Genomic DNA, 20,843 nt, shown 5'->3' on the forward strand with positions numbered 1-20,843 from the left:
CGGACTCCTGTCAGTCGAGTTTCTTGTTTATGTCCACCAGCAACGCGGCGATCTCTTTGCGGCGCCCGGCGTCTGCACTTTCCCGGCCCGGGCGCGGAGCGGCCTGCTGGGCCTTGAGCAGTGCTGCCTTGGCTTCAGCGTAGCGTTTTTGACGGTAAAGGTGATCGCCCCAGAAGTACAGACTGTCGATCCCCTCGGGGTTGAGTTGCAGGGCCTGTTTGAGCAGCTGTTCGGCCTTGTCGCTGTCGCCGAAGCCGATTGGCCAGCCCGGCACCCGGTCGTACAGCGCGGCGAGGCTGGTGTAGGCCGAACCTTGCAGCGCTTTGGGGTCGAGGGTCAGGGATTTTTCCAGATCAGCCTTGGCGTCCTTCGCTTTACCCAAAGCCCCCAGTCCGCCCTCGGCACCGGCCCAACTGCTGGTGACGATGCCTTTCCAGATCCAGGCCTCGGCGACGGCCGGACGTTCGGTGGCGAAATGCGTTGCCTGGACGGCCAATTGTTCAAACGCGGCGGCCCGTTGTTTTTCCGGTGTTTCGTATTGGATGTGCGCCCAGCTCTGCTGGATGCCGTTGAGGCGTTGCTGATCGGCGGCGTCCAGTGCCCAGACACTTTGACTGAGGGCGCCCAACAACACACAGGCGAGAAGTTTTTTCATGGTTTTGGCGTCTCGTTCTCGGGTTTTTCACTCAGGCGACGGATCAACGGCAATTGCTTGCGCAAGCCGCGATCCACCAGATTGGGCAGCAGGCTGTTGAGGCGTACGAAAAAGCGCTCGGGCCAGCCCAGATAGAGGTCACGGCGATCACCGGCGATCGCATGGATCACGGCATTCGCGACGGCTTGCGGGTCGTCGACGCTGGATTTCAGTGCGTCATTCAAGGCTTGGGCGGCGGGGCTGTTCATGGCGGTGCGCGTGGCGCGGGGCGCCACGTACAACACACCGACCCGGGTATCCGCCAACTCCCGGCGCAAGGCTTCGGAAAATCCGCGCAAGGCAAACTTGGACGCGCAATAGCTGGCGTAACCCGGATAACCGATCGAACCGTAGGTCGAGCCGACGTTGACCACCATGGCACTGTCGGCCTGTTTGAGCAGCGGCAGCAGCAGTTTGGTCAGGCAGATCGGCGCACTGATGTTCACCGCCAGCATGGCGTTGATGTCGCTGTCGTCGAGCTGTTCCAGCATGGCGAAGTGGTTGATCCCGGCCGCGTTGATCAGCAGGTTGATGCCGCCGATGTCCTCGGCGGCGGCCAGCACGTTGCGGCGGTCGCTGAGGACCGTCAGGTCGGCGGCAACCCAGCACAGGTTTTGCGGGTAGCGTTCGAGCAACGGGCGCAATGATTCCTGGTGACGCGCCACGGCCAGAACCTTGGCCCCGGCGCTGCACAGGGCTTGGGTGATGGCCAGCCCGATGCCGCCACTGGCACCGGTGAGCACCACGCGGGCTTCATGCAGCTGCATGTTGAGCCTCCGCGTCGCGGGGCAGGCCACGGAACATGTCGGTGTAGAGCCGATAGACGACTTTCGAGGCATGGATCACCGCCGCCTGGTCGGCCGGGTCTTGCAGCTGATTCATCAGGTGCCGATAGGTTTGCATGTGCTCGATGTCGAGCGAGCCATGGGAGCTGAGGTAACTGAACGCTGTTTCCGGCAGCGCCAGACGCTCGCGGATGCTGCCCGCCGCATGGGTGGCCAGGGCGATGCTGGTGCCCTCAAGCACATTGACCATGCCGAACAGACCCACCGGGTTGCCTCGGGCGATCAGGTCGTAGAGAAAACTGACCATCAGCTCGATCGGCAGCGACGGCTGGCCGTCACGCACCGCGTTCCGGTCACCGCCACAGGCCTCGATGTCGTTGAGCACCCATTGCTCATGGCCGTATTCATCCTCGATGTATTCGCAAACGGCTTTGCGCAACCATTCCAGATGCGTCGGCAGGCGCGCGCCGCAGGCCATCATCAACGGTACGGTGTGACGAACGTGGTAGTAGGCCTGGGCGAGAAACGCGCGATAGCTTTCAAGGCTGACCTTGCCTTGCAGCGCATCAAGGATGATCGGCAGGTTGAACAGCTCGTGGCGTTCCTGCTGTGTGGCTTCTTGCAGGGTGTCGAAAAAACTCATGGTGCGTTTTCCTCGCAAAGGACGGATTCGGTGAGCACGGTGCGGTATTGCGCGACGATGGCATCGCGGCGCGGACGACCGTTGGCGGTGAGCAGGCCGTTGGCGGCGGTAAAAGGTTGTTGCAGACGTGTCCAGTGATGCACCTGGGCGTAATCAGGCAAGGCCTCGTTGGCAGCGGCGACGGCAGCCGCCAACTGTGCATCGGTGCAGTCCGGACGGTGCGGCCAGAGCAGGGCATGGTTGTGTGGCATGGCCTCGCCATACACAAAGGCCTGGGCAATGTGCTGGCGCTGGGTCAGTTCGGACTCGACCCATTCCGGGTTGACGTTGCGTCCGAAGCTGGTGACGAACTGATGCTTCTTGCGGCCCTTGAGGTAGAGGAAACCTTCCGGGTCGAACTCGCCCAGATCGCCGCTGGGCCACCACTCATCACTGAACGCCGGTTCGCCAAGGTAGCCGAGCAGGGTCGAGCCTTTGATCAACACCTCTCCGTCCTCGGCCAGGCGCACGTCGACGTGGGGCAGAGGCTGCCCGACACTGCCCGGACGCCGCGCACCGGGCCGGTTGAGACAGACCACCGAAGCGCACTCGGACAGGCCATAACCTTCGTAGACCGGCAGGCCGACTCGTTGCGCACGGTGGAGCAGGTCTTCGGAAACCCGTGCGCCACCGACGGCGGCAAAACGCAGCGATTGCGGATCGAAGGCTTTCTGTTCGGCGGCGCTGACCAGCAACAACAGCAATTGCGGCACCAGAATCAGGCTCTCGGGTGCCCGGCTGGCCAAACATCCAAGCAAGCGCGGCAGGTCGACGCCGCTGGCGCCCTGGATGCCCAGGGTTTTCTGGCTCGGCACGCTCAGGGCCGCACCGGCGTACAGCGCCGCGTAACAGCCGAGGTTTTCCAGCAGGATCGCCAGTGGCAGCAACGCCACGTGATGTTGGGGAGCTGTCGCTTTGCTTGCCTCTTCCAGTTCCCGAGCGACCCGCAGCAGACTGTCGGCGCTCAGGCAAACGCCTTTCGGTGTGCCGGTGGTGCCGGAGGTGAACGTCAGTTTGGCGGTGCCGGCGGGCAAGCGGTCGGGCCCTTCAAAGGCGCGGCACCAGAATTCACCGCGTTTTTCATAACCGGCGGCGAGTAATTCAGGTTCCAGCTCCGGTTCGGCGATCACCCGCTCGGCCTGGCTTTGTTCCAGGCAATGGGCGCGTTGTGCCGGACTGAAGAACGGCGGCAGGGTCACGCAGGCCAGTCCTTCAAACAACGCCGCCAGATCCCAGAGTATGGCTTCGACGCCGTTGTCCAGTGCCAAGGCAATAACCTTCACGTTTTCATCGCGCAAGCGTTGCTGGCGGTACATCACTTCGGCGTAGAGCGTCGTGTAGCTGATTTTCAGCGTGTCGCCCCACAATGCCAGAGCGTTGTCATTGCGCCCTGCATGGCTGCGCAGGGTTTCCTGGAATCGTTGCCGTTCAAGCGACATGGCAGGCTCCTTCGATAGACGTCGGCAATCCAAGCCGGCTGAACAGGCCGATATTGCGCAGATGGATGAAGCCGGCGCGGATATTGCCGACATGCACCCAGGGTTTGCTTTCGTAGTAACTGCCCCAGTGGTGACGGTCATCGCCCAGGCGTTCCGGGTCGGCGGCGCACAGGGTCACCGGTTTCAGCCCCAGGCGATGGAAGCTGTTGACCAGTCCGATATTGCCGGTGAAGGTCACCCATTCCAGGCCGCCCATGGCCAGCACGTAAGTGATGGCAATGATGCTCAGGCGTGCGCTGCCAGTGTCGCTGGCGGCAAGGTTGCCGACTTCGACAATCCCGCTGCGCTCCACCGGACGGTCGGCGGCTGCGCTGATCAACGGCTCGATCGGCTCGTCCAGGTAGCGTTCAAGAAACAACGGTTCAAGGTGCGCACGACGTACCCCGGCCACCGCGCACAGGTCGCCGGAGTCGTTGTGCACACCAAACAGTTCAGGCATGAAATGGCGGATATCGGCGCCGTGGGCCTTGCGAAAGCGTTGTTGAATGAACGTTTCGAACGCCGTCCGGTGAGCGTCGCCCGGCTGGGCGCTAGACAGTTGCATCTGCGGTGTTTCGCTGTGGCCAAAACGCAGGGGCAAGGGAATGTTCCAGTCAGAATCGGGCATGGGCTGAACGCCTCCCTCAATAGGTTTGAGTGGAGTATCCGGGCCATTTCTTAACGAAGTCTGAAGGTGAAAAAAAGTTAACGAACGACCGATCTTCAGATTGTCTTAAGACTGTCAGGGCAGGGTGACGCCGTCGGCTCGCCCGGCAAAAACCGGATCGAGACGGCCGAACGAATCGGCCGTCGCTCACAACAATCACGAGGCACCTATGACCCGCGACATGCCCGCAAACCGTTATGGAAAACTGTCGATCACCTTGCACTGGCTGATGCTGGCGCTGTTCGTCGGCGTATATGCCTGCGTTGAAATCAAGGGGTTCATGCCCCGAGGCAGCGAAGCGCGGGGCCTGTTAATGGGCCTGCACGGGGTGTTCGGCGCGAGCATCTTTGTTCTGGTGTGGGTGCGCTTGCTCGGGCGCCTGACGCCGCGTCCGCCAATCACCCCGAAACCTCCCGCCTGGCAGACCGCAATCGCGCACTTGATGCACCTGGCCCTGTACGGGCTGATGATCGCCACGCCGGTGTTGGCCTGGCTGATGCTGGCGACCGGTGACAAACCTTTCCCGTATTTCGGCTTTCATCTGCCGTCGCCGCTGGCGGTGGATACCGACCTGGCCAAGCAACTCAAGCACTGGCATGAGCTGATCGGCAATGCCGGTTACTGGTTGATCGGTCTGCATGCGGCCGCCGGACTGTTCCACCACTACTGGGTGGGTGACGACACCCTTGACCGCATGCTGGGAGGACGCACTCGCTCCTGAGGCGCAAGCCTGCTCAGTCGGCCAGATGTTCGGGCGCTACGACCCAAACGCTGCACGGAATCTTGTACAGCAGGTGTTCGACCGTACTGCCGACCAGCCGATCTACGCCGTGATGGCCGACACGTCCCATGACGATCATGTCGATGTCATATCCGCTTGCGTAACTGCAGAGCACCTTGGCCGGGTTACCCATGACCATGTGCTGACGCTCGTCTGGAATGCCGTTGCGCTCGGCGAGTTCGCGAAACGCAGCGGCCTGGGCATCGAACAGCGATTTGGCGGCGCTGGAGGAGAAGAATGCCGAGGCATTGTCGAAGCCGAATTCATTGGCGCTGATCGAAGACAGATCATGGGCATACAGCACGTCGAGTTCGGCATTGCACAGGCTGGCCAGTCTGGCAGCCTCGCGCAGGATCCGGTCGTTGAAACCGGCGTATTGCCCGTCACGGTGGAACGGATCTACGGCGGCCAGGATCTTGCGCGGCAGGGCATGCCCGACATGGCTGACGAAATGCAGCGGCACCGGGCATTCGCGCAGCAAGTGAATATCCAGCGGGGTGAACATCAAACGTGAAAGGAACGATTCTGGCTCCAGCGCCTTGATCAGCGCCGCCATGGGCTGTTCCCTGAGATGAATGAGGATTTCCTGTAACGGCCGTTCCACCCATACCACTTCCGTGGTGACGGTGACCCCGAGCTTGCGCATCGAGTGCGCCCGCTCTTCGAGCCACTGACGATGACGCTCGATATAGCCGATCCGCATCTGCTCCAGTGCTTGCTCGTTGACCATGCTGGCGGTCGCCAGACCTTCGAGGTAATCGAAAGCCACGATGTGCAGGGCCGCGCCCGCCGCTTTGGCCAGTGCCGCCGCACGCTCGAAAGCCGGGTTGTTTTCCATCAGGGGTGGGGCGACCAGCATGTAACGCGATTGCTCTGACATGACGACTCTCCTTTGGCAGGACGCTTTGAACCGATGCTCACAGGCTGCGCCGTGCCTGAGTTGGGCGTTTGATCTTTGTCAAACAATGGGTGGCCGGCAGAACACGACAGACGGATGGTCAATCGTCGTGGATGTCGTCGATTGTTGATCATTATCAAGTGCCGCTCAGGGAGAGCGGCGCAGGCTGGGCCAAGAGTCGGATCGCTCAGGAGAATGCTCATGGCCACCATGAAAGCCGCCATTTTTGTCGAAAACAATCGCATCGTGCTGGATGAAAAACCGATCCCCGAGGTCGGCCCGCTGGACGCTCTGGTCCGAATAACCACCACGACCATTTGCGGTACGGATGTACATATCCTGCGGGGCGAGTACCCGGTGGCGAAAGGGCTGACGGTCGGTCACGAGCCAGTGGGCATCATTGAGCGTCTGGGTTCGCAGGTGCGCGGATTCGCAGAAGGGCAGCGCGTGATTGCCGGCGCCATCACCCCCAGCGGTCAAAGTTATGCGTGCCTGTGTGGTTGTGGTTCTCAGGACGGGCCGGACACTCGCCATGGTTTCCGGGCCATCGGCGGGTGGAAATTCGGCAATACCATCGATGGCTGCCAGGCCGAGTATGTACTGGTGCCCGATGCCTTGGCCAATCTTTGCCCGATTCCCGATGGCCTCAGTGATGAGCAGGTACTCATGTGTCCGGACATCATGTCCACCGGTTTCTCAGGTGCCGAACGGGGTGAGGTGAGCATCGGCGACACCGTCGCGGTGTTTGCCCTGGGGCCCATCGGCCTGTGTGCGGTGGCCGGTGCCCGGCTCAAGGGCGCCAGCACGATCATCGGTGTCGATGCAGTGGCCGAGCGCATGACGGTGGCGCATCGTCTGGGAGCAACCCATGTCGTCAATTTCCGGGAGGGCGATGTGGTCGAGCAGATCATGGCCCTGACCGACGGGCGCGGCGTCGATGTCGCGATCGAGGCACTGGGCACGCAAGGCACCTTTGAATCGGCGTTGCGCGTGCTGCGTCCGGGCGGTCGATTGTCGAGCCTGGGCGTTTACTCGAGCAATCTGCACATACCGCTCGACGCCTTTGCCGCAGGGTTGGGCGATTACAGCATCGTTACCACCCTGTGCCCCGGCGGAAAAGAACGTATGCGGCGTTTAATGGCAGTTGTGCAGAGCGGCAGGGTTGACCTGTCACCGCTGGTGACTCACCGATTCAAACTGGATGACATCGAAGCGGCCTATGACTTGTTTGCGCACCAGCGTGACGGGGTGATGAAAGTGGCGATTACACCGTGAAGGTGACGGTGCGGCCAGCCCGTCGGCCAACTCACGGCAGGTGACGATGGCAGCCGGCGACCAACTGCTTGAGCCCGTCCATGTTCTGAATGGTGACGTCGCGGCCGGTGATTTCCACCAGCTCCAGGTCGCGCAGGTGGGCGATGCCGCGACAGACGGTTTCCAGGCACAGGCCCAGGTAGGAGCCGATCTCCTCCCGACGCATCTTCAACACAAAGCAGCGGGACGAATAACCCCGGGAGTTCAAGCGTTGCGACAGGTTCAACAGGAACGCCGCGAGGCGTTCATCCGAATTCATGTTGCCCAGCATCATCAGCATGTCGTGATCGCGAACGATTTCCCGGCTGAGGATTTTGTTCAGGTTGTGCTGCAGTGACGGCAGCTCCCGGCTCAGTTTTTCCAGATGACCGAAATGGATGGGGCAGACTTCGCTGTCTTCCAGCGCGACCGCATCGCAGGTGTGCAGATCCGAACTGATGGCGTCCAGACCGAGCATTTCACCGGCAATCTGGAATCCGGTGACTTGCTCGCGACCGTCGATCGACAGCACGCTGGTCTTGAACGACCCCAGCCGCACGGCATAGAGCGAGCGTAAAGGATCACCGGCACGGTAGAGCGCAGCGCCTTTCTTGACCTTCAGTCGCTGGGTGATCAGCGTGTCCAGGCGCTCGATTTCCCCACCGCTCAAACCGAGCGGCAGACACAACTCCAGCACGCTGCAACTGGAGCACGCCGTTTTGAGTTGTTGATTGCGACAAGAGCGAGTTTCTGCCACCGAAAAGCCCTCACTTTCAGCCTGTTCAGCATAGTTCTCGGGTCGCCATTGGCACGGAAAAAACGTCGTCAAACGACGAATGGATCCGGGCTGTCAGACATTCACGTGCATCAGAAACCAGCCATGAATCAGTGTGGCGACGTCTCTCATTCAGTTGATAAAAATCAGTGATTCAGACGTGTGCCGCCAGATACTTGAACGGCAGCGTTTCCTGATTGTGGTCACACGCAGAGAAACTCACGCCCCTGTCGCTCTTTAGGAAATCAGGTTTGCAATCTTCAAGGTAAACGTTTCAGGGAGAGGCACGTGGTGCTCAAACTCAAACGCATTCTATTGATAGCCCCTGGTGAAATGACCCTGACCCCGGCGTTTGAGCGCGCCTGTGCGCTGGCTTGTGCAGGCGGAGCGCTGTTGCACATCGTCGCGTTCGATTATGTCCCGGTGCTGGCAGCGGCCGGACTGTTTGCGCCCGAGGCAATGGCCCGGGCGCGGGAAGGGTATCTGCAAGTGCATCGGCACTGGCTGGAGCAGCAGGCCCGCTTCAAACGATGCATCGGCCTGAACGTGACCACTGAAGTGGTCTGGGCCAGATCGTGCCTGGCGCACGTGCTTGAGTACGTGAAGGACTTCCATCCGGACCTGGTCGTCAAGGATACCCATTGCGTCCCGGCTCTCGACCGTGCTTTCCATCGCTCGCTGGACTGGCGCTTGCTGCGCGAATGTCCGGCACATCTGCACCTGGTGACTCGCGCCGGGCATGCCAGGCCAATGAAGATCCTTGCGGCGGTCGATCTGTCGCATCTTGAAGCACTGACGCGGGGGTTGAACGACCGGATACTTGACCTTGCTTGCAGGCTGGCGGCCGATTGCGGCGCGGCGCTGCACCTGCTCAATGTCGGTTGCTGGGCGGTCATGGATGAGGGAACCGCAAGTGTGCCGACAGGCAGCCTGGACGACAGTCTGAAAGACGCAATCGAGGACGCCCAGCAAGAAGCTTTCGAAGCACTCGCCGAACGCTATGGCATCCCGAGTTCATGCAGACACTCGCTGACCGGCATCCCGCGAAAGGTCATCGGGCTGTTTGCCCGGCAGCATGCTTTTGACATGGTGGTTCTGGGGATGCTCTATCCCGACGGCAAACACCGGCTCATCGGCAGTACCGTCGAGAGCCTGTTGAACCAGGCTGCCTGCAGTCTGATGATCGTCAAGTCGCCGCAGCCCTCCGATTGAAAGTGAGCGTTGTCAGGTCAGCAGTTGATAAAAATCAACGGCTCCCGAGCCAAAAGGAGCGCTCAATGGTGCTCCTCCGAGCGTTCAAGGAAACGGCCATGCGAATCACATTTCTGGGTGCTGCCGGCACGGTGACGGGCAGCAAGTATTTGCTCGAACATTATGAGCAACATGTGCTGGTCGATTGCGGCCTGTTCCAGGGCTACAAGCAACTGCGACTGCACAACCGCGACCCGTTCCCGCTCCCTCCCGGCGGTCTTGACGCGATTGTGCTGACCCATGCCCATCTCGATCACAGCGGCTATCTGCCGGTATTGGTACGCAATGGTTATCGCGGCCCGGTCTACGCCACGCCAGCGACCTGTGAACTGGTAAAAATCCTGCTGCTGGACAGCGGTCGATTGCAGGAAGAGGAGGCTGAGTTCGCCAATCGGCATGGTTTCTCCAAGCACAATCCGGCGCTGCCGCTTTACACCGAACAAGACGCAGCACGAGCGTTGAAACTGTTGCGGCCGGTGGAGTTGCACCACAAGCTTCAAATTGTCCCCGGCATGACCATCGAACTGCGCTGCGCCGGGCATATTCTGGGCGCAGCGACGGTCACGGTAGTTGCCGAAGGACAATCCCTGGTGTTTTCAGGGGATCTTGGGCGACCGGATGACCCTTTGATGTTCGCCCCGGAAACGGTCGAGCAAGCAGACTTTCTGCTGGTGGAGTCAACGTACGGCGACCGAAAGCATCCAGCCGAATCACCCCATCAACAGTTGGCCGAGGTCATTAACCGTACTGCGTTGCGCCGAGGCATCACGCTGGTGCCATCGTTCGCAGTCGGACGTGCCCAATTGCTGATGTATCACCTGTATCAATTGAAACGCACAAAAGCGATTCCGGATCTTCCTGTCTACCTGAACAGCCCCATGGCCACGGACGTCACGGGCCTGTATCAGCGATTTCGCAGCGAGCACAAATTGTCTGCGCAGGACTGCGACGGGATGTGCCATGTCGCGCAGTTTGTCCAGACGGTCCAGGACTCCAGAGAGCTTGATCAAATGCGCACGCCGGCGGTGATCATTGCTGCCAGCGGCATGGCGACGGGAGGGCGGGTTGTCCATCATCTCAAGGCGCTGGCTCCCAACGCGCTCAACACATTGTTGATGCCGGGCTTTCAGGCCGGTGGCACCCGTGGGGCGCAGATTGTCGCGGGCGCTCCCAGCGTACGCATCCATGGCAGGGACGTACCCATCAACGCCGAGGTGGTGCCCATGCAAACCCTGTCGGCGCATGCCGACGCCGATGAAATCATGCAGTGGTTGCGTGGATTCAAGCGGCCGCCGAAGCACACCTTCGTGGTGCACGGTGAACCAAACGCTTCCGACACGCTGCGCCGCCGCATCAGCCTGGAACTGGGATGGCCGGTGTCGGTGCCGGAGTATCGCGACAGCGTGGATCTGGCTCGAATTGACTTCGATATGGATCGGCAGCGCTGACGCAGGGATTCCCCCAACCGTTTGCGGCGTGGATTGTTGATCATTATCAAGGGTCGGTCGCGTAGCCCGGCGCAGTCTGGTTCAGCGCCCACCCCCGGCAGATGACCGCGATGCTGGCCTGATGCCGAGGCGCTCAAGGTCATCGGCGACGGCCACTCATGGCGAGCTCACGACACTGCTTCGAGGGATGTAACGGTGACTGCATGTCGGATTGTCTTCGGCGATTGGAGGTGATCGATGAACATTGAAATCAGTGGACCAAGCGGCGACCAATGGATCGTGCGAATGGATGCGTTCGTGGTCAGGTTTGACAGCAAGGTCGCTGCGCAATCTTTTGTCGATCAGCTCAAGGCAAGGATCGATGCGCCTCATGTGTGGCCAACAATTGTCGATACAGCGCCGGTTGCACGACCAGAGGTCGCGCGCGCCCGTGATCCCGTCGCGCTATGACCAACGCACTGGGTCTGGCCGGAGCCGCCGCGGCGCTGGGGATCGGCATGCTGGTCGGTCTGGAGCGCGAGCGGCACAAAGGGCGCGGCGACAGCCGTGCCTGCGCCGGCTTGCGCACATTTGCGATCACGGCGTTGCTGGGTTACGTCGCGATGCAAGTGGGCGGCGCGCTGCTGGTGGGCATTGTGGGCGGCTGTCTGGCGGTGCTGATCAGCGTGGCTTATTGGCGCAGCCTGAGCAGTGATCCAGGGGTAACCAGCGAAGTGGCCTTGCTTACGGTGCTGGTACTGGGCGCGCTGTGTGGTACAGCGCCGGAATTGGCAATCGCCGTTGGCGTGGTCATGGCGGGGCTGTTGGCTTACCGGCAGAAACTCCATCATTTCGCCCGCAGCCAGTTGAGCGAAGCGGAGATGCGCGACGGGCTGGTGCTGCTGATCGCAGCGCTGGTGGTGTTGCCGCTGACGCCTGACCGGTTCATCGGCCCCTACTCGGCGCTAAACCTGCGCACCCTTTGCACATTGACCGTGTTGCTGATGGCCGTCGGCGCCATCGGGCATATCGCCGTGCGCACGTTGGGGGTTCGCTACGGCTATGCGGTCAGCGCCATCGCCTCCGGTTTCGCCTCCAGCACCATGACGATCGCGGCGATGGGGCACATCGCTCGCAAAGACCCGGAGCACCTGAAGGTATTGAGTTCGGCTGCCCTGCTGTCGAACCTGGCCACGGCGGCGCAGGTCGCGCTGATCCTCGGCGCGGTCGACACCGCGCTGTTGCCGCACCTGTGGGGACCGTTGCTGGCCGGAATCATCGTTACGCTGCTGTTCAGTATGTGTTTGCTGTTCCCCAAACCTGCGGTCGCAGCGAACCAGCCGATCAAGGTCGGCGGGGCGTTCAATCTCAAACTCGCGCTGGCGGTCACGTTGACCATGGCCGGGGTGACGTTCTTGTCTTCGTTGATGCTCGACTACTTTGGCGAGGCGGGCGTGATGCTGACCGCCGTACTCAGCGGATTCGCCGATGCGCATTCTTCCACGGCTTCGATTGCCACCCTCGCCAAGGGCGGTCTGTTGGCTTACAGCGCCATTGCGCCACCCGTGCTGCTGGCGGTCAGCAGCAACGCATTGAGCAAATGCCTGGTGGCCTGGATCAGTGGCGGACGACGTTTTGCCGCGTATGTCATACCCGGCCAGATTCTGCTGACCGCTGCCATGTGGGCCGGTCTGCTGGTGAATCAAGCGACGATTTGACCGGACACTGACAAAAATCAAAGTGGTTGTCGGTAAAAGGGCCAGCGTGAGTTTAATTCCCTGCCATCGCTCAATGTCGAGGTGCACCATGTCACAGGAACCCCGCCTGCTGCTGATCGCTCCATCCGCCATGGACCACACTCCGGCATTCGATCGTGCCTTGGCATTGGCCCAGGCGCTGCAAAGACCGCTGCATATCGTGGCGTTCGATTATTTACAGGCGCTGGCCGTGGCCGGACTGTTTGCCCCCGACCAGGTCGCAGTGGTCCGTGACGCCTACCTGGAGAAGCATCGCCATTGGCTCGAAGAACAGGCGACCCGGATGCGTGGACACGGGATCGTCGTCACGAGCGAAGTGGTGTGGGTTCAGGACCCGTACGCGGAGATTGTGCAATTCATCAATGAAATGCCGCTGGTGATGATCATCAAGGATGCCCATGAAGAGTCGGCCCTGAAACGGGTGTTCTTCACCCCGCTGGACTGGCAACTGCTGCGCGACTGCCCGATTCCGGCACACTTGGTGACCAATGCCTTGAACCCACGCCCCCGTCATGTTCTGGCGATCATCGACGTGCTGCGCAGCGAAGATCAGGATCTGCTGTTCAACGACCAGATCATCGACGCGGCATCGAAGCTGGCCGAGGTGTGCAATGCCCGGCTGCAGTTATTGCACGTTTACGATTGGACCGCTGCGTATGCGCAAGACTACGGTTTCGGCGCGTTACCGCTGGCCACCGGCATCTACGAGGCATTGGGGACGGCACAGCATGAGGCGTTTGCCGCGATGGCCGAGCGTCACGGCGTGTCGACGGACTGTCGCCATTTCATCGAAGGTGTGCCGGTGCCGGCCATTTGCCGATTCGTCGAAGAGCAGAATGTCGATGTCATCGTCGCGGGTACGGTGCAGCACAAAGGCATGAGCAAACGGCTGGGCACCACCGCCGAACAGCTCCTGCACCGGGCACCGTGCAGTGTGTTGGCGATCAAGCCGGGCAGGGGGCTTTAGCGCCGAAGCGCCGGCGATCGCCCGTTTGGACGATCGCCGGCCGCAGAGGCTACAAATTCAGGCTGTGAATGACCTGGCGAGGATCTTCAGGATCGCTGTTCCGTTCAAACCCCAACGTCCGGGCCAGGTCCCGCATTTGGGCGTTGCTGGCGGCATCGACCGAGTACATTCGGTGCATTCCATTCTTGCGCGCCGCCGTGATCAAGTGCTCCATCAATAATGTCCCCAACCCCAGATGCGTCCATTCATCGGCAACGGTAACGGCGCATTCGCACTCGTGTTCACCCGTGGCGGCATAGCGGCTTACGCCGATTTCGATCAATTGACCGTTGTCGTGCACCAGCGCTACATAAGCCAGGCGCAGGCGATTATCGGTGTCCATCAATTGGTCCAGCATCGTGCCCGACGGTTCGTTGATCTGCGCCAGAAAGCGCATATGTCGCGACTCGGGAGACAAGCGTTTGATGAACGCATATTCGCGTTCCCGATCCTTTTCCGAAAGAGGCCGGATCAGTACATGACGACCGTCCTTGAGTGCTTCGATCCAGTGTTGGCCGGCGATCGAGGCATAGGCAACGGCGGCTCGTTCGTTGTGGTCTTTGACGGTGAGCATGAGGAGAACCTCCCTGCGGTTTTGGAGACGGGCACGGGACACAGCGCCCCGCAGTCGCTTTCTTTCTACGCCGCTCGAAGGGCAGGAATCTGATCTGGGTCAGAGACCGGCGATGTTGAATCGTCCGGAGTTGATGTAAATCAACTGCGCGCCGGCAGTCAGGCTCAGTCTCAAAGCCTGTGGTTGTCTTGCGGAGGTGTGTGATGGGGCAATATCAACGTTTGCTGCTGGTCGCCGACCGGACCCTGCATCAGACGCCCGCCATGCTGCGCGCAGTGGCGCTGGCCAAGGCGAGCGGGGCGGCGCTGGATGTTCGGGTATTCACTGAGCCGGCCCCGGTTGTCCGGCTGTGGGAGGACAAAATCGACGAGGCCGGCTATCAGCGATACCTGCGTCACCATCGTCGCTGGGTTGCCGATCAGCTTGAGCAACTTTCAGGACAGGGATTGAAGGTGACAGTGGAGGTGGTGTTCACCACGCACCCGCAACTGGACATTTTGCGGGCTGTCGCAGACCTCAATCCTGATGTGTTGATCAAGGACGTGGCGATGGAACCCCTGCTTAAACGGGTTTTCATCACGCCGCTGGATTGCCATTTGCTGCGCGAGTGCCCCGTGCCCGTGCATCTGGTCAACGAGGTCCGTTACAGCCTGCCGCATCGCATCGTCGCGGCCGTGGATCCGTTCGATCCAGAGACCCAGATCAGCGGTCTGAATGACACCATCATTCAGACTGCCAACGCGCTGGCCGCGCAATGTGACGCGCCCATGCACCTGCTCTACGCTTATGACCTGTCACCGGCATTCAATGGCGATGCGCCGTTGGTCGGTGCCGGCTGGGGAATGGATTTTGTCGAGGAGCTGCGGCAGTCCCTGCATCAGGCGTTCATCAATCTGGCCGAACGCTACGAGATTCCACCCGAGCGACGCCATTTTGTGATGGGGCTGCCGGTGCCGGTCATCAGCGAGTTTGTCGAGCAATACGTGGCGGATGTGGTCGTGATGGGCACCGTACACCGGACCGGTATCGATCGATTGATCGGCAGCACTACCGAACGGGCATTGTATTCGGTACCCGGTAGCATTCTGGCAGTGGGGCCGGGCGTCAGAGCCGGCGTAGACAGTCACTCAGCTGACGCGAGGTTGCCATGAGCCAGTATCAGCGATTGCTGCTGATCATCAATCCGCTCCTGCGCGAGTCCGGCGCGATCAATCATGCAGCAGCGCTGGCCAGGGCCAGCGGCGCGCGTTTGCACATATTGGCGCTGATTCCTTCGCCCGACGGTTTGTCGCTGCTGGAAACAGGCAACCGGCAACAGGCGCGCGAGGCATTTCTTCAGGATCATCGGCAAACGCTGGAGGCCCGGGCGGTCAATCTGCGCGGCAGGCGGATCGAGGTGACCATCGAAGTGGAATGGGCCGCTGATGTGGAGCAGCGCATCCTTGATCACGTCAAAGCGTATGAGCCCGATCTGCTGATCAAGGAAATCGAACAGGTGTCGGCCCTCAGACGCGCGTTTTACACGCCGCTGGACTGGCAATTACTGCGCGATTGTCCGGTACCTGTCTATCTGGTGGGCGGAAGCGGCTATGTATTGCCTCGCAAAGTGCTGGCGGCGGTCGAGGTGTCGGATATCGAATCCGCCGACAACTCGTTGAACGAGCAGATCATCCGGCAGGCCAATGCCCTGGCCATTCAGTGCGACGCCGAGTTGCACTTGCTCTATGCCTGCGATATTTCCGCCGGGTACCTGGCGGACATGGGCGGATTGCCGCTGGCCGAGCTGACCCGGTCACTGCGCGAAGACCTGCAAAAATCGTTTCTTCGACTGGCCGGGCATTTCGGTGTGGCCTCCAGTCAGCGCCACTTCATTGAAGGCCGGCCAGTCACCGTGCTGAGCGAGTTCGCCGACGAGCAGCATGTCGATGTCATCGTGATGGGCAGGGTTCGCAAGCGGGGTCTGAGCAAGTGGTTGGGCAGTACCACCGAGCACATTCTTTATCAGGTGCCTTGCTGCGTTCTGGTGGTTTGACGAGGTTTGCCAAGCTGTCGGCAGGCGGGAGGCGTCGGACACGTCGCCATCCAGCTCGCCAAAGCGATGGGCGCCAAAGTGTTCACCACCGCGCGCGAAGCAAACGCCGAGTTCGTCCGCCGCATGGGCGCCGATGTGATCATCGACTACGAAAAGGAAGACTACGTCGACGCCGTCCTGCGAGAAACCGATGGTCTCGGAGTGGACGTGGTGTTCGACACCATCGGCGGCGACTCCCTGTCGCGCAGTCCTGACGCCCTCGCACAACTAGGCCGCGTGGTCTCGATCGTCGACATTGCCAAACCACAAAGCCTGGTCCAGGCCTGGGGCAAGAACGCGAGTTATCACTTCGTTTTCACCCGCCAGAACCGCGGCAAGCTCGATGAATTGAGTGCCCTGGTGGAGCGCGGTCAACTTCGGCCCCATGTTGGCGCGGTGTATTCGCTTGCGGAGATTGCGCTGGCCCATGCACGGTTGGAAAGTCCCAATAACGGTCTTCAAGGGAAGATTGCGATTGCGGTCGAGCCGGCGCTTCGGTCGAGTTCTGTGGGGAATGCGTCATGATTTATGAGATTGCCTTGCTGCCTGTTCATGCAGAACGTCGTGAAGCGTTCAGACGTGCATTTACCGAGATTGCACCTTTACTCCGCCGCGCGAACGGGTACGGCGGGCACATGTTGGCGCAGGGGATTGAAACGCCGGAACGGTTCAATTTGATTGTGCGGTGGGAATCGCTTGAGGCTCATACAGAGTTTGAGGCAGGGGAGGATCACAGGATTTTTATGCTGGGGCTGGAGGGGTATTTTTCGGAGGAGCCACAGGTTTATCACATTGAGGGGCGGCTTTTAATGCCCGTGAAGGTGATGGGGATCTTTGGCCCGGAAACTGAATCACGAGTCCTTCAGTAAAAGGGAGCAGATTCATTACCTGAATCTGCTCCCTTTTTTTGTTCGATGAATTCAGCCGTTGGCCTCTGCTCTCTTTTCCGCCGTCACGATGCAAGCCTTGTAGAAATTGTTCTGGAAATCGCTGATCGATTTCTGCTGCTGGCTCTCGGTTGAGTACTGAGGAATCGCGTACGCCTCGCGGATCAACGTCCTGAACAGCTCACCCACATACTCGCTTTGCTTGCCTGCCGCTTCGGCCAGTTCCGACAGCGAAGCCATGGGCACGCCTTGCTGCCTGCTCTTCATGACCTGTTTGGCTGAATTTTCTATCCGTTGGCACTCTTCGAGCTCTTCCTGCGGCACAGGGGAGGCAAGAGCGGAAAAACTGATGGCGAAGGTTATTGCTGCTGCAAGGCATTGTTTGTGCACGAAGTGTCGTCCCTGGTTTTGAGGCTGAACATTATCATTCGGCACTCAGTGGCACCAAGGCCGGTGAGAGTAGAGCGGAAATGGAAAGGTCTCCTGTTGTTTCTTAATGGTGTCTGTTGTTTCGAAGCATCTCCAGACCGGCTCCAGGCTCCATGACCTATCTCGAACTAAGAGACAGGTTGCGAGCGGGGCGTCAAGATTGCCAAGGCAATTGCCACGATGAAGAGCGCCGGCACATCACCTGCCAAGTGTCCCATTTGCCCCGGCTGGGTGGCCGCCTGGACGGCCATGATTGCTCCGTGCACGACGCTGGACCACACGGTGAACCAGATCAGGCTCAGATTGGCTAACGGATCACGTGCGGCCAGGATCAAGAACACGCCCAGTGTGGCGTAGATGCCAACGATCATCAGCGGGTAGTCTGAGTGGCCGATGTGCCAGGCCCAACCAGACGGCCAGAACACCATGAGTGGATAGAGGGCAAGGCACGCGAAGCCAGCCAGAACCAGAACAACGCGCAAAAACCTGAGGCGATCAATTACGGTCATGGAGAAATTCTCTTTGGGCCCGCTCTAAATCAACCACGTGTGGCGTGATGACGCCTTCACGAGCCTGGTGGATAAGGTTTTCCTTTTCTGTCGTCTACCGCTGACGTGTCCTATCGCCTTGCCTTGCGGATTGAAAACGCGCACACCGTCGAGTTTTCCAGGTCGGCCTCTGGGTCACCGTTGCCGCCCCAGCCACACCACAGATTGGGTAACCGGCCGGTATTGACGTTATGAAGTGATTATTTCAACGGCAGAAGTTGCCAGCCGCTCCCCGTTAACCATCACATGCACTGCATGCTCCCCCGCATAGTGTTTCCTCGTAGTGAAATCCTTGATCACCTGCCGCCGCGCCACAACCTCACTTCCAAACCCCGCCAAATCCAACGTTTTCAACTTGAAAACCTTGGCCGACGTCCCGCCATTGGCCTTCACATAGTCAATCGCATAATCAATCACCAACCGCTGTTCAACGGGCACCAACGATCGAACGGTAAACGATAAAGTAATCGTCTCCCCAAGCCGCACAACCGCCGGTTCCACCTTCACATCCAATAACTCGACCTCAGCCTTTGCCCCAGCACCGATAACCGCGAGCGCCCGCAATTCCCCCTGTTTGATCAAACTCCGCAACGCATGCTTGGCAATCCAGGCTGTGTGCCTGTTATCCAGCGACCATCCTTCAACTGTGTCCAGCACCCAATCAGGATGCTCTTTGGTCACGTCATTCAAATGATTCGCCACGGACTTGCGCACGTACAAACTTTCATCGGCCTTCAACCGGTCAAGTATCCCGGCAGCCAACAGGGGATCAGCCTGCACCGGTTCCAGCCGAAACGACCAAGGCAGGCGCGGACGACTGCCTTCGCTGGCCAGTCTTCGGACGTGGTGGTTTTCATCTCGCGCCCAGTCGTGCATCAGTTCCAGCGAACGTTCCAGATCGCTGCGCAGGAAGTGGCGGATGGCGAATTCGGAGGAGCCGAAGGTGGTGAAGTACTTCAGGGCTTCCATCGAGGTATCGAACGCGTGCGCGCCGTAGCTCGCGACATAGTGCGGCAGGCACATGCTGACGAAGCCGCTGTTCAGTCGCGGGGCAAGTTCGCGCAGGACGGCGAGGGAGTCTGCGTAATCCAGCGGCAGCACGTGGTGCAGGCTTTCGCTGACGCGGGCCATGCGCTGCATGACGGAGAGGTCGGCGAGGCCGTCGTTGGCATGCTTGAGAAATGCCTTGGCCTTGAACGCCGGGTACACGGCGCTCATTTCTGTGGCGATGTGTTGCAGACGTTCGGCGTTGAAGATTTCTTTCAGGGCCGGGGCGGCGGTTTCGGTGGTGCTCATGGTCAGGTCATCGGGGTGCTGATGAACGCCTGGGTGCTTTCGGCGTACGCGGTGTATTGGGCGATGCGCGGGAAGCGCTCCGCGTCGATCTGGTCGGGGACGACGAGGCCGGTGAAGCTCCAGGCGACGGCGAGGGTAATGCCGTTCTGTTGGAGGGGGCCGTCGGTGGGCAACGGGTGTTTTTCGAGTTCGTGTTCAATGGCGGCGAAGGCGGCGGCGAGTTGGCCTTCGACGCGTTCGACCCACGGCTGGTATTGAATGTCGGCCGGGCGCAGGTTGCGTTCGTAGTAGAGCTGCACGGCTTTTTCGCAGGCGGCGAGACCGAGGCCGATCAGGCGCAGGGCTTTGACCCGTTGCGTCAGGTCTGCAGTTAGCAGGGTTTTGCCGGACAGGGCTTCGAGATAGTCGAGGATCAAGGTTGAGTCGATCAGTACTTCGCCGTCATCAAGTACCAGGGTCGGCGCCTTGACCACCGGGTTGATCTGCTGGAAGCGCTCGAAGTGACGGAACACCGAGACCGGGTCGTGTTCCAGTTCGATCCCCAGGCATTTGGCGGAGATCGCCACGCGGCGCACGTAAGGGGAGTCCAGCATGCCGATCAGTTTCATGACGCGTTCCTTCAAGTCGAACCGGAGAGGGCATAACGTAGCTGAGGTTGGGGGGATTTGTCAGTCTTTGAGAAGGGGCTGGTTTCGCAGTCAATGATCGTAACGAATTGCGACAAAGCGCCGCTCGTCCGACGTTTGTCTTCTATATACAGCCGCTCGACTGAATTTCTTGCTATAAACGCACTCCGATGAGCGCTGTGAAGCTTGTGTCAGAGCAGTTTCCGAGCCTTGTCGGACAAATTCCCGGTATTTACAGTTGCTGAGGCCTCAAACGGGCCTTAGACTGCCGCCCCTTCGTAAATTGAGTGCCGGGTGGCGTTTGCAATAAACGATGCCTTTCCGATGACCGCAGGCGGTTCGCCGGAACGCTCCCTAATTCGCCTTAATGCACGTTTTTTATAGAGATATCAATGACAAAGGACAAGTTGCTGGCCATGCCGGCAGATGACTACATGAATGCCGAGCAACACGCTTTCTTTCAAGAGCTGTTGCAGAACATGAAAGTCGAAACCCATGAGCGCATTGAGCAGAACCGTATTGCCATCGAAAGCCTGGACACCCCGGCTGACCCGGCGGACGCCGCATCGGTGGAAGAAGAGCGCACCTGGCTGGTGAACGCGATTGATCGCGACCAGCGCATGCTGCCGCAACTCGAGCAGGCCCTTGAGCGGATCAAGGAAGACAGTTTTGGCTGGTGCGACGACAGCGGCGAGCCGATCGGCCTGAAACGCCTGCTGATCAGCCCGACCACCAAGTACTGCATCGAAGCTCAAGAGCGTCACGAGCAGATCGACAAGCACCAGCGTCAGGCCTGATTCCTGAGGCGGCCCCTTCGCTGTGGGTCGTCGCGAAAAGATCGCAGCCTTTTGCAGTTTCTCAGTGAACTGCAAAAGTCTGCGATCTTTGCTTTTTCTCGTCTGCCGAAAAATCCTGCCC

General features: G+C 60.1%; 23 protein-coding genes and 1 pseudogene. 12 read left to right on the forward strand and 12 right to left on the reverse strand.

Annotation, left to right across the window (positions count from 1 at the left end; genetic code table 11):
- Positions 1-10 precede the first annotated feature (10 nt).
- The 5 genes from CAF79_RS13775 to CAF79_RS13795 are packed head-to-tail and all read right to left on the reverse strand — an operon-like array spanning position 11 to position 4,267.
- Positions 11-655: a tetratricopeptide repeat protein gene (locus CAF79_RS13775; RefSeq protein ID WP_085698215.1), complete on the reverse strand. Its 645-nt coding sequence runs from the start codon at positions 653-655 to the stop codon at positions 11-13.
- Complete coding sequence (locus tag CAF79_RS13780; RefSeq protein ID WP_085698216.1) at positions 652-1,461, reverse strand: SDR family oxidoreductase; 810 nt, start codon at positions 1,459-1,461, stop codon at positions 652-654. Before CAF79_RS13780 ends, CAF79_RS13775 begins: the two co-directional genes overlap by 4 nt.
- A complete protein-coding gene (locus tag CAF79_RS13785; protein ID WP_085698217.1) occupies positions 1,448-2,122 on the reverse strand; it encodes a TenA family transcriptional regulator in 675 nt (224 codons plus the stop codon). Before CAF79_RS13785 ends, CAF79_RS13780 begins: the two co-directional genes overlap by 14 nt.
- Positions 2,119-3,600 carry an AMP-binding protein gene (locus CAF79_RS13790; protein ID WP_085698218.1) on the reverse strand — a complete coding sequence of 494 codons (1,482 nt, stop codon included), beginning with the start codon at positions 3,598-3,600 and terminating at the stop codon, positions 2,119-2,121. Before CAF79_RS13790 ends, CAF79_RS13785 begins: the two co-directional genes overlap by 4 nt.
- Entirely contained in the window at positions 3,590-4,267 is a 678-nt protein-coding gene (locus tag CAF79_RS13795) for a thermostable hemolysin (protein ID WP_085698219.1), read from the reverse strand. The genes CAF79_RS13790 and CAF79_RS13795 overlap by 11 nt, the downstream gene beginning before the upstream one ends.
- Before the next feature lie 208 nt (positions 4,268-4,475).
- Here CAF79_RS13795 and CAF79_RS13800 point away from each other — a divergent pair, with 208 nt between their 5' ends.
- On the forward strand, positions 4,476-5,027 hold the full coding sequence (locus tag CAF79_RS13800) for a cytochrome b (RefSeq protein WP_085698220.1): 552 nt from the start codon (positions 4,476-4,478) through the stop codon (positions 5,025-5,027).
- A 13-nt stretch (positions 5,028-5,040) separates the two neighbouring features.
- Here the strand turns inward: CAF79_RS13800 and CAF79_RS13805 are convergent, their stop codons facing one another.
- Positions 5,041-5,967, reverse strand: a complete 927-nt coding sequence (locus CAF79_RS13805) for a universal stress protein (protein ID WP_085687688.1) — start codon at positions 5,965-5,967, stop codon at positions 5,041-5,043.
- A 219-nt stretch (positions 5,968-6,186) separates the two neighbouring features.
- On the opposite strand from CAF79_RS13805, the gene CAF79_RS13810 reads away from it, so the two are divergent.
- Complete coding sequence (locus CAF79_RS13810) at positions 6,187-7,260, forward strand: NAD(P)-dependent alcohol dehydrogenase (RefSeq protein WP_085698221.1); 1,074 nt, start codon at positions 6,187-6,189, stop codon at positions 7,258-7,260.
- Between the two features lie 31 nt (positions 7,261-7,291).
- Here the strand turns inward: CAF79_RS13810 and fnr are convergent, their stop codons facing one another.
- The gene (fnr, locus tag CAF79_RS13815) at positions 7,292-8,035 is read right to left on the reverse strand and encodes a fumarate/nitrate reduction transcriptional regulator Fnr (protein WP_085698222.1); all 744 of its coding nucleotides are present in this window, start codon (positions 8,033-8,035) and stop codon (positions 7,292-7,294) included.
- 309 nt (positions 8,036-8,344) lie between these two features.
- Between fnr and CAF79_RS13820 the strand changes: the two genes are divergently transcribed.
- From CAF79_RS13820 to CAF79_RS13840, 5 genes are all read left to right on the forward strand, one after another.
- Positions 8,345-9,265: a universal stress protein gene (locus tag CAF79_RS13820; RefSeq protein ID WP_085698348.1), complete on the forward strand. Its 921-nt coding sequence runs from the start codon at positions 8,345-8,347 to the stop codon at positions 9,263-9,265.
- A gap of 98 nt (positions 9,266-9,363) precedes the next feature.
- Entirely contained in the window at positions 9,364-10,752 is a 1,389-nt protein-coding gene (locus CAF79_RS13825) for an MBL fold metallo-hydrolase RNA specificity domain-containing protein (RefSeq protein ID WP_085698349.1), read from the forward strand.
- A gap of 237 nt (positions 10,753-10,989) precedes the next feature.
- Complete coding sequence (locus CAF79_RS13830) at positions 10,990-11,202, forward strand: hypothetical protein (RefSeq protein WP_085698223.1); 213 nt, start codon at positions 10,990-10,992, stop codon at positions 11,200-11,202.
- A complete protein-coding gene (locus tag CAF79_RS13835) occupies positions 11,199-12,449 on the forward strand; it encodes a DUF4010 domain-containing protein (RefSeq protein ID WP_085687698.1) in 1,251 nt (416 codons plus the stop codon). The genes CAF79_RS13830 and CAF79_RS13835 overlap by 4 nt, the downstream gene beginning before the upstream one ends.
- An 88-nt stretch (positions 12,450-12,537) precedes the next feature.
- Positions 12,538-13,455, forward strand: a complete 918-nt coding sequence (locus tag CAF79_RS13840) for a universal stress protein (RefSeq protein WP_085698224.1) — start codon at positions 12,538-12,540, stop codon at positions 13,453-13,455.
- Between the two features lie 49 nt (positions 13,456-13,504).
- On the opposite strand, the gene CAF79_RS13845 is transcribed toward CAF79_RS13840, so the two are convergent.
- The gene (locus CAF79_RS13845) at positions 13,505-14,068 is read right to left on the reverse strand and encodes a GNAT family N-acetyltransferase (RefSeq protein ID WP_085698225.1); all 564 of its coding nucleotides are present in this window, start codon (positions 14,066-14,068) and stop codon (positions 13,505-13,507) included.
- Between the two features lie 203 nt (positions 14,069-14,271).
- On the opposite strand from CAF79_RS13845, the gene CAF79_RS13850 reads away from it, so the two are divergent.
- The 4 genes and pseudogenes from CAF79_RS13850 to CAF79_RS13865 all read left to right on the forward strand — a co-directional run bounded on the left by CAF79_RS13850 (position 14,272) and on the right by CAF79_RS13865 (position 17,008).
- Entirely contained in the window at positions 14,272-15,219 is a 948-nt protein-coding gene (locus CAF79_RS13850) for a universal stress protein (protein ID WP_085698226.1), read from the forward strand.
- The gene (locus CAF79_RS13855) at positions 15,216-16,100 is read left to right on the forward strand and encodes a universal stress protein (RefSeq protein ID WP_085698227.1); all 885 of its coding nucleotides are present in this window, start codon (positions 15,216-15,218) and stop codon (positions 16,098-16,100) included. The genes CAF79_RS13850 and CAF79_RS13855 overlap by 4 nt, the downstream gene beginning before the upstream one ends.
- Before the next feature lie 24 nt (positions 16,101-16,124).
- Positions 16,125-16,664 (forward strand): annotated as a pseudogene (locus tag CAF79_RS13860) (zinc-binding dehydrogenase); the annotation flags it as partial.
- Positions 16,661-17,008, forward strand: coding sequence for an antibiotic biosynthesis monooxygenase (locus CAF79_RS13865; RefSeq protein ID WP_085698228.1), 348 nt, complete (start codon positions 16,661-16,663; stop codon positions 17,006-17,008). The pseudogene CAF79_RS13860 and the gene CAF79_RS13865, both read left to right, overlap by 4 nt.
- A 51-nt stretch (positions 17,009-17,059) precedes the next feature.
- Here CAF79_RS13865 and CAF79_RS13870 read toward each other — a convergent pair whose 3' ends face one another.
- The 4 genes from CAF79_RS13870 to CAF79_RS13885 all read right to left on the reverse strand — a co-directional run bounded on the left by CAF79_RS13870 (position 17,060) and on the right by CAF79_RS13885 (position 19,907).
- Entirely contained in the window at positions 17,060-17,416 is a 357-nt protein-coding gene (locus tag CAF79_RS13870; RefSeq protein WP_085698229.1) for a hypothetical protein, read from the reverse strand.
- Between the two features lie 167 nt (positions 17,417-17,583).
- On the reverse strand, positions 17,584-17,964 hold the full coding sequence (locus CAF79_RS13875; RefSeq protein WP_085698230.1) for a DUF6632 domain-containing protein: 381 nt from the start codon (positions 17,962-17,964) through the stop codon (positions 17,584-17,586).
- A gap of 228 nt (positions 17,965-18,192) precedes the next feature.
- Positions 18,193-19,299 carry a DNA alkylation repair protein gene (locus tag CAF79_RS13880; RefSeq protein ID WP_085698231.1) on the reverse strand — a complete coding sequence of 369 codons (1,107 nt, stop codon included), beginning with the start codon at positions 19,297-19,299 and terminating at the stop codon, positions 18,193-18,195.
- A 2-nt stretch (positions 19,300-19,301) separates the two neighbouring features.
- Positions 19,302-19,907: a glutathione S-transferase gene (locus CAF79_RS13885; protein WP_085698232.1), complete on the reverse strand. Its 606-nt coding sequence runs from the start codon at positions 19,905-19,907 to the stop codon at positions 19,302-19,304.
- Positions 19,908-20,317: 410 nt separating this feature from the next.
- Here CAF79_RS13885 and CAF79_RS13890 point away from each other — a divergent pair, with 410 nt between their 5' ends.
- Complete coding sequence (locus CAF79_RS13890) at positions 20,318-20,722, forward strand: TraR/DksA C4-type zinc finger protein (protein WP_039767046.1); 405 nt, start codon at positions 20,318-20,320, stop codon at positions 20,720-20,722.
- Positions 20,723-20,843: the final 121 nt, after the last annotated feature.

It is taken from the genome of Pseudomonas sp. B26(2017), from assembly GCF_002113045.1.
Lineage (GTDB): Bacteria > Pseudomonadota > Gammaproteobacteria > Pseudomonadales > Pseudomonadaceae > Aquipseudomonas.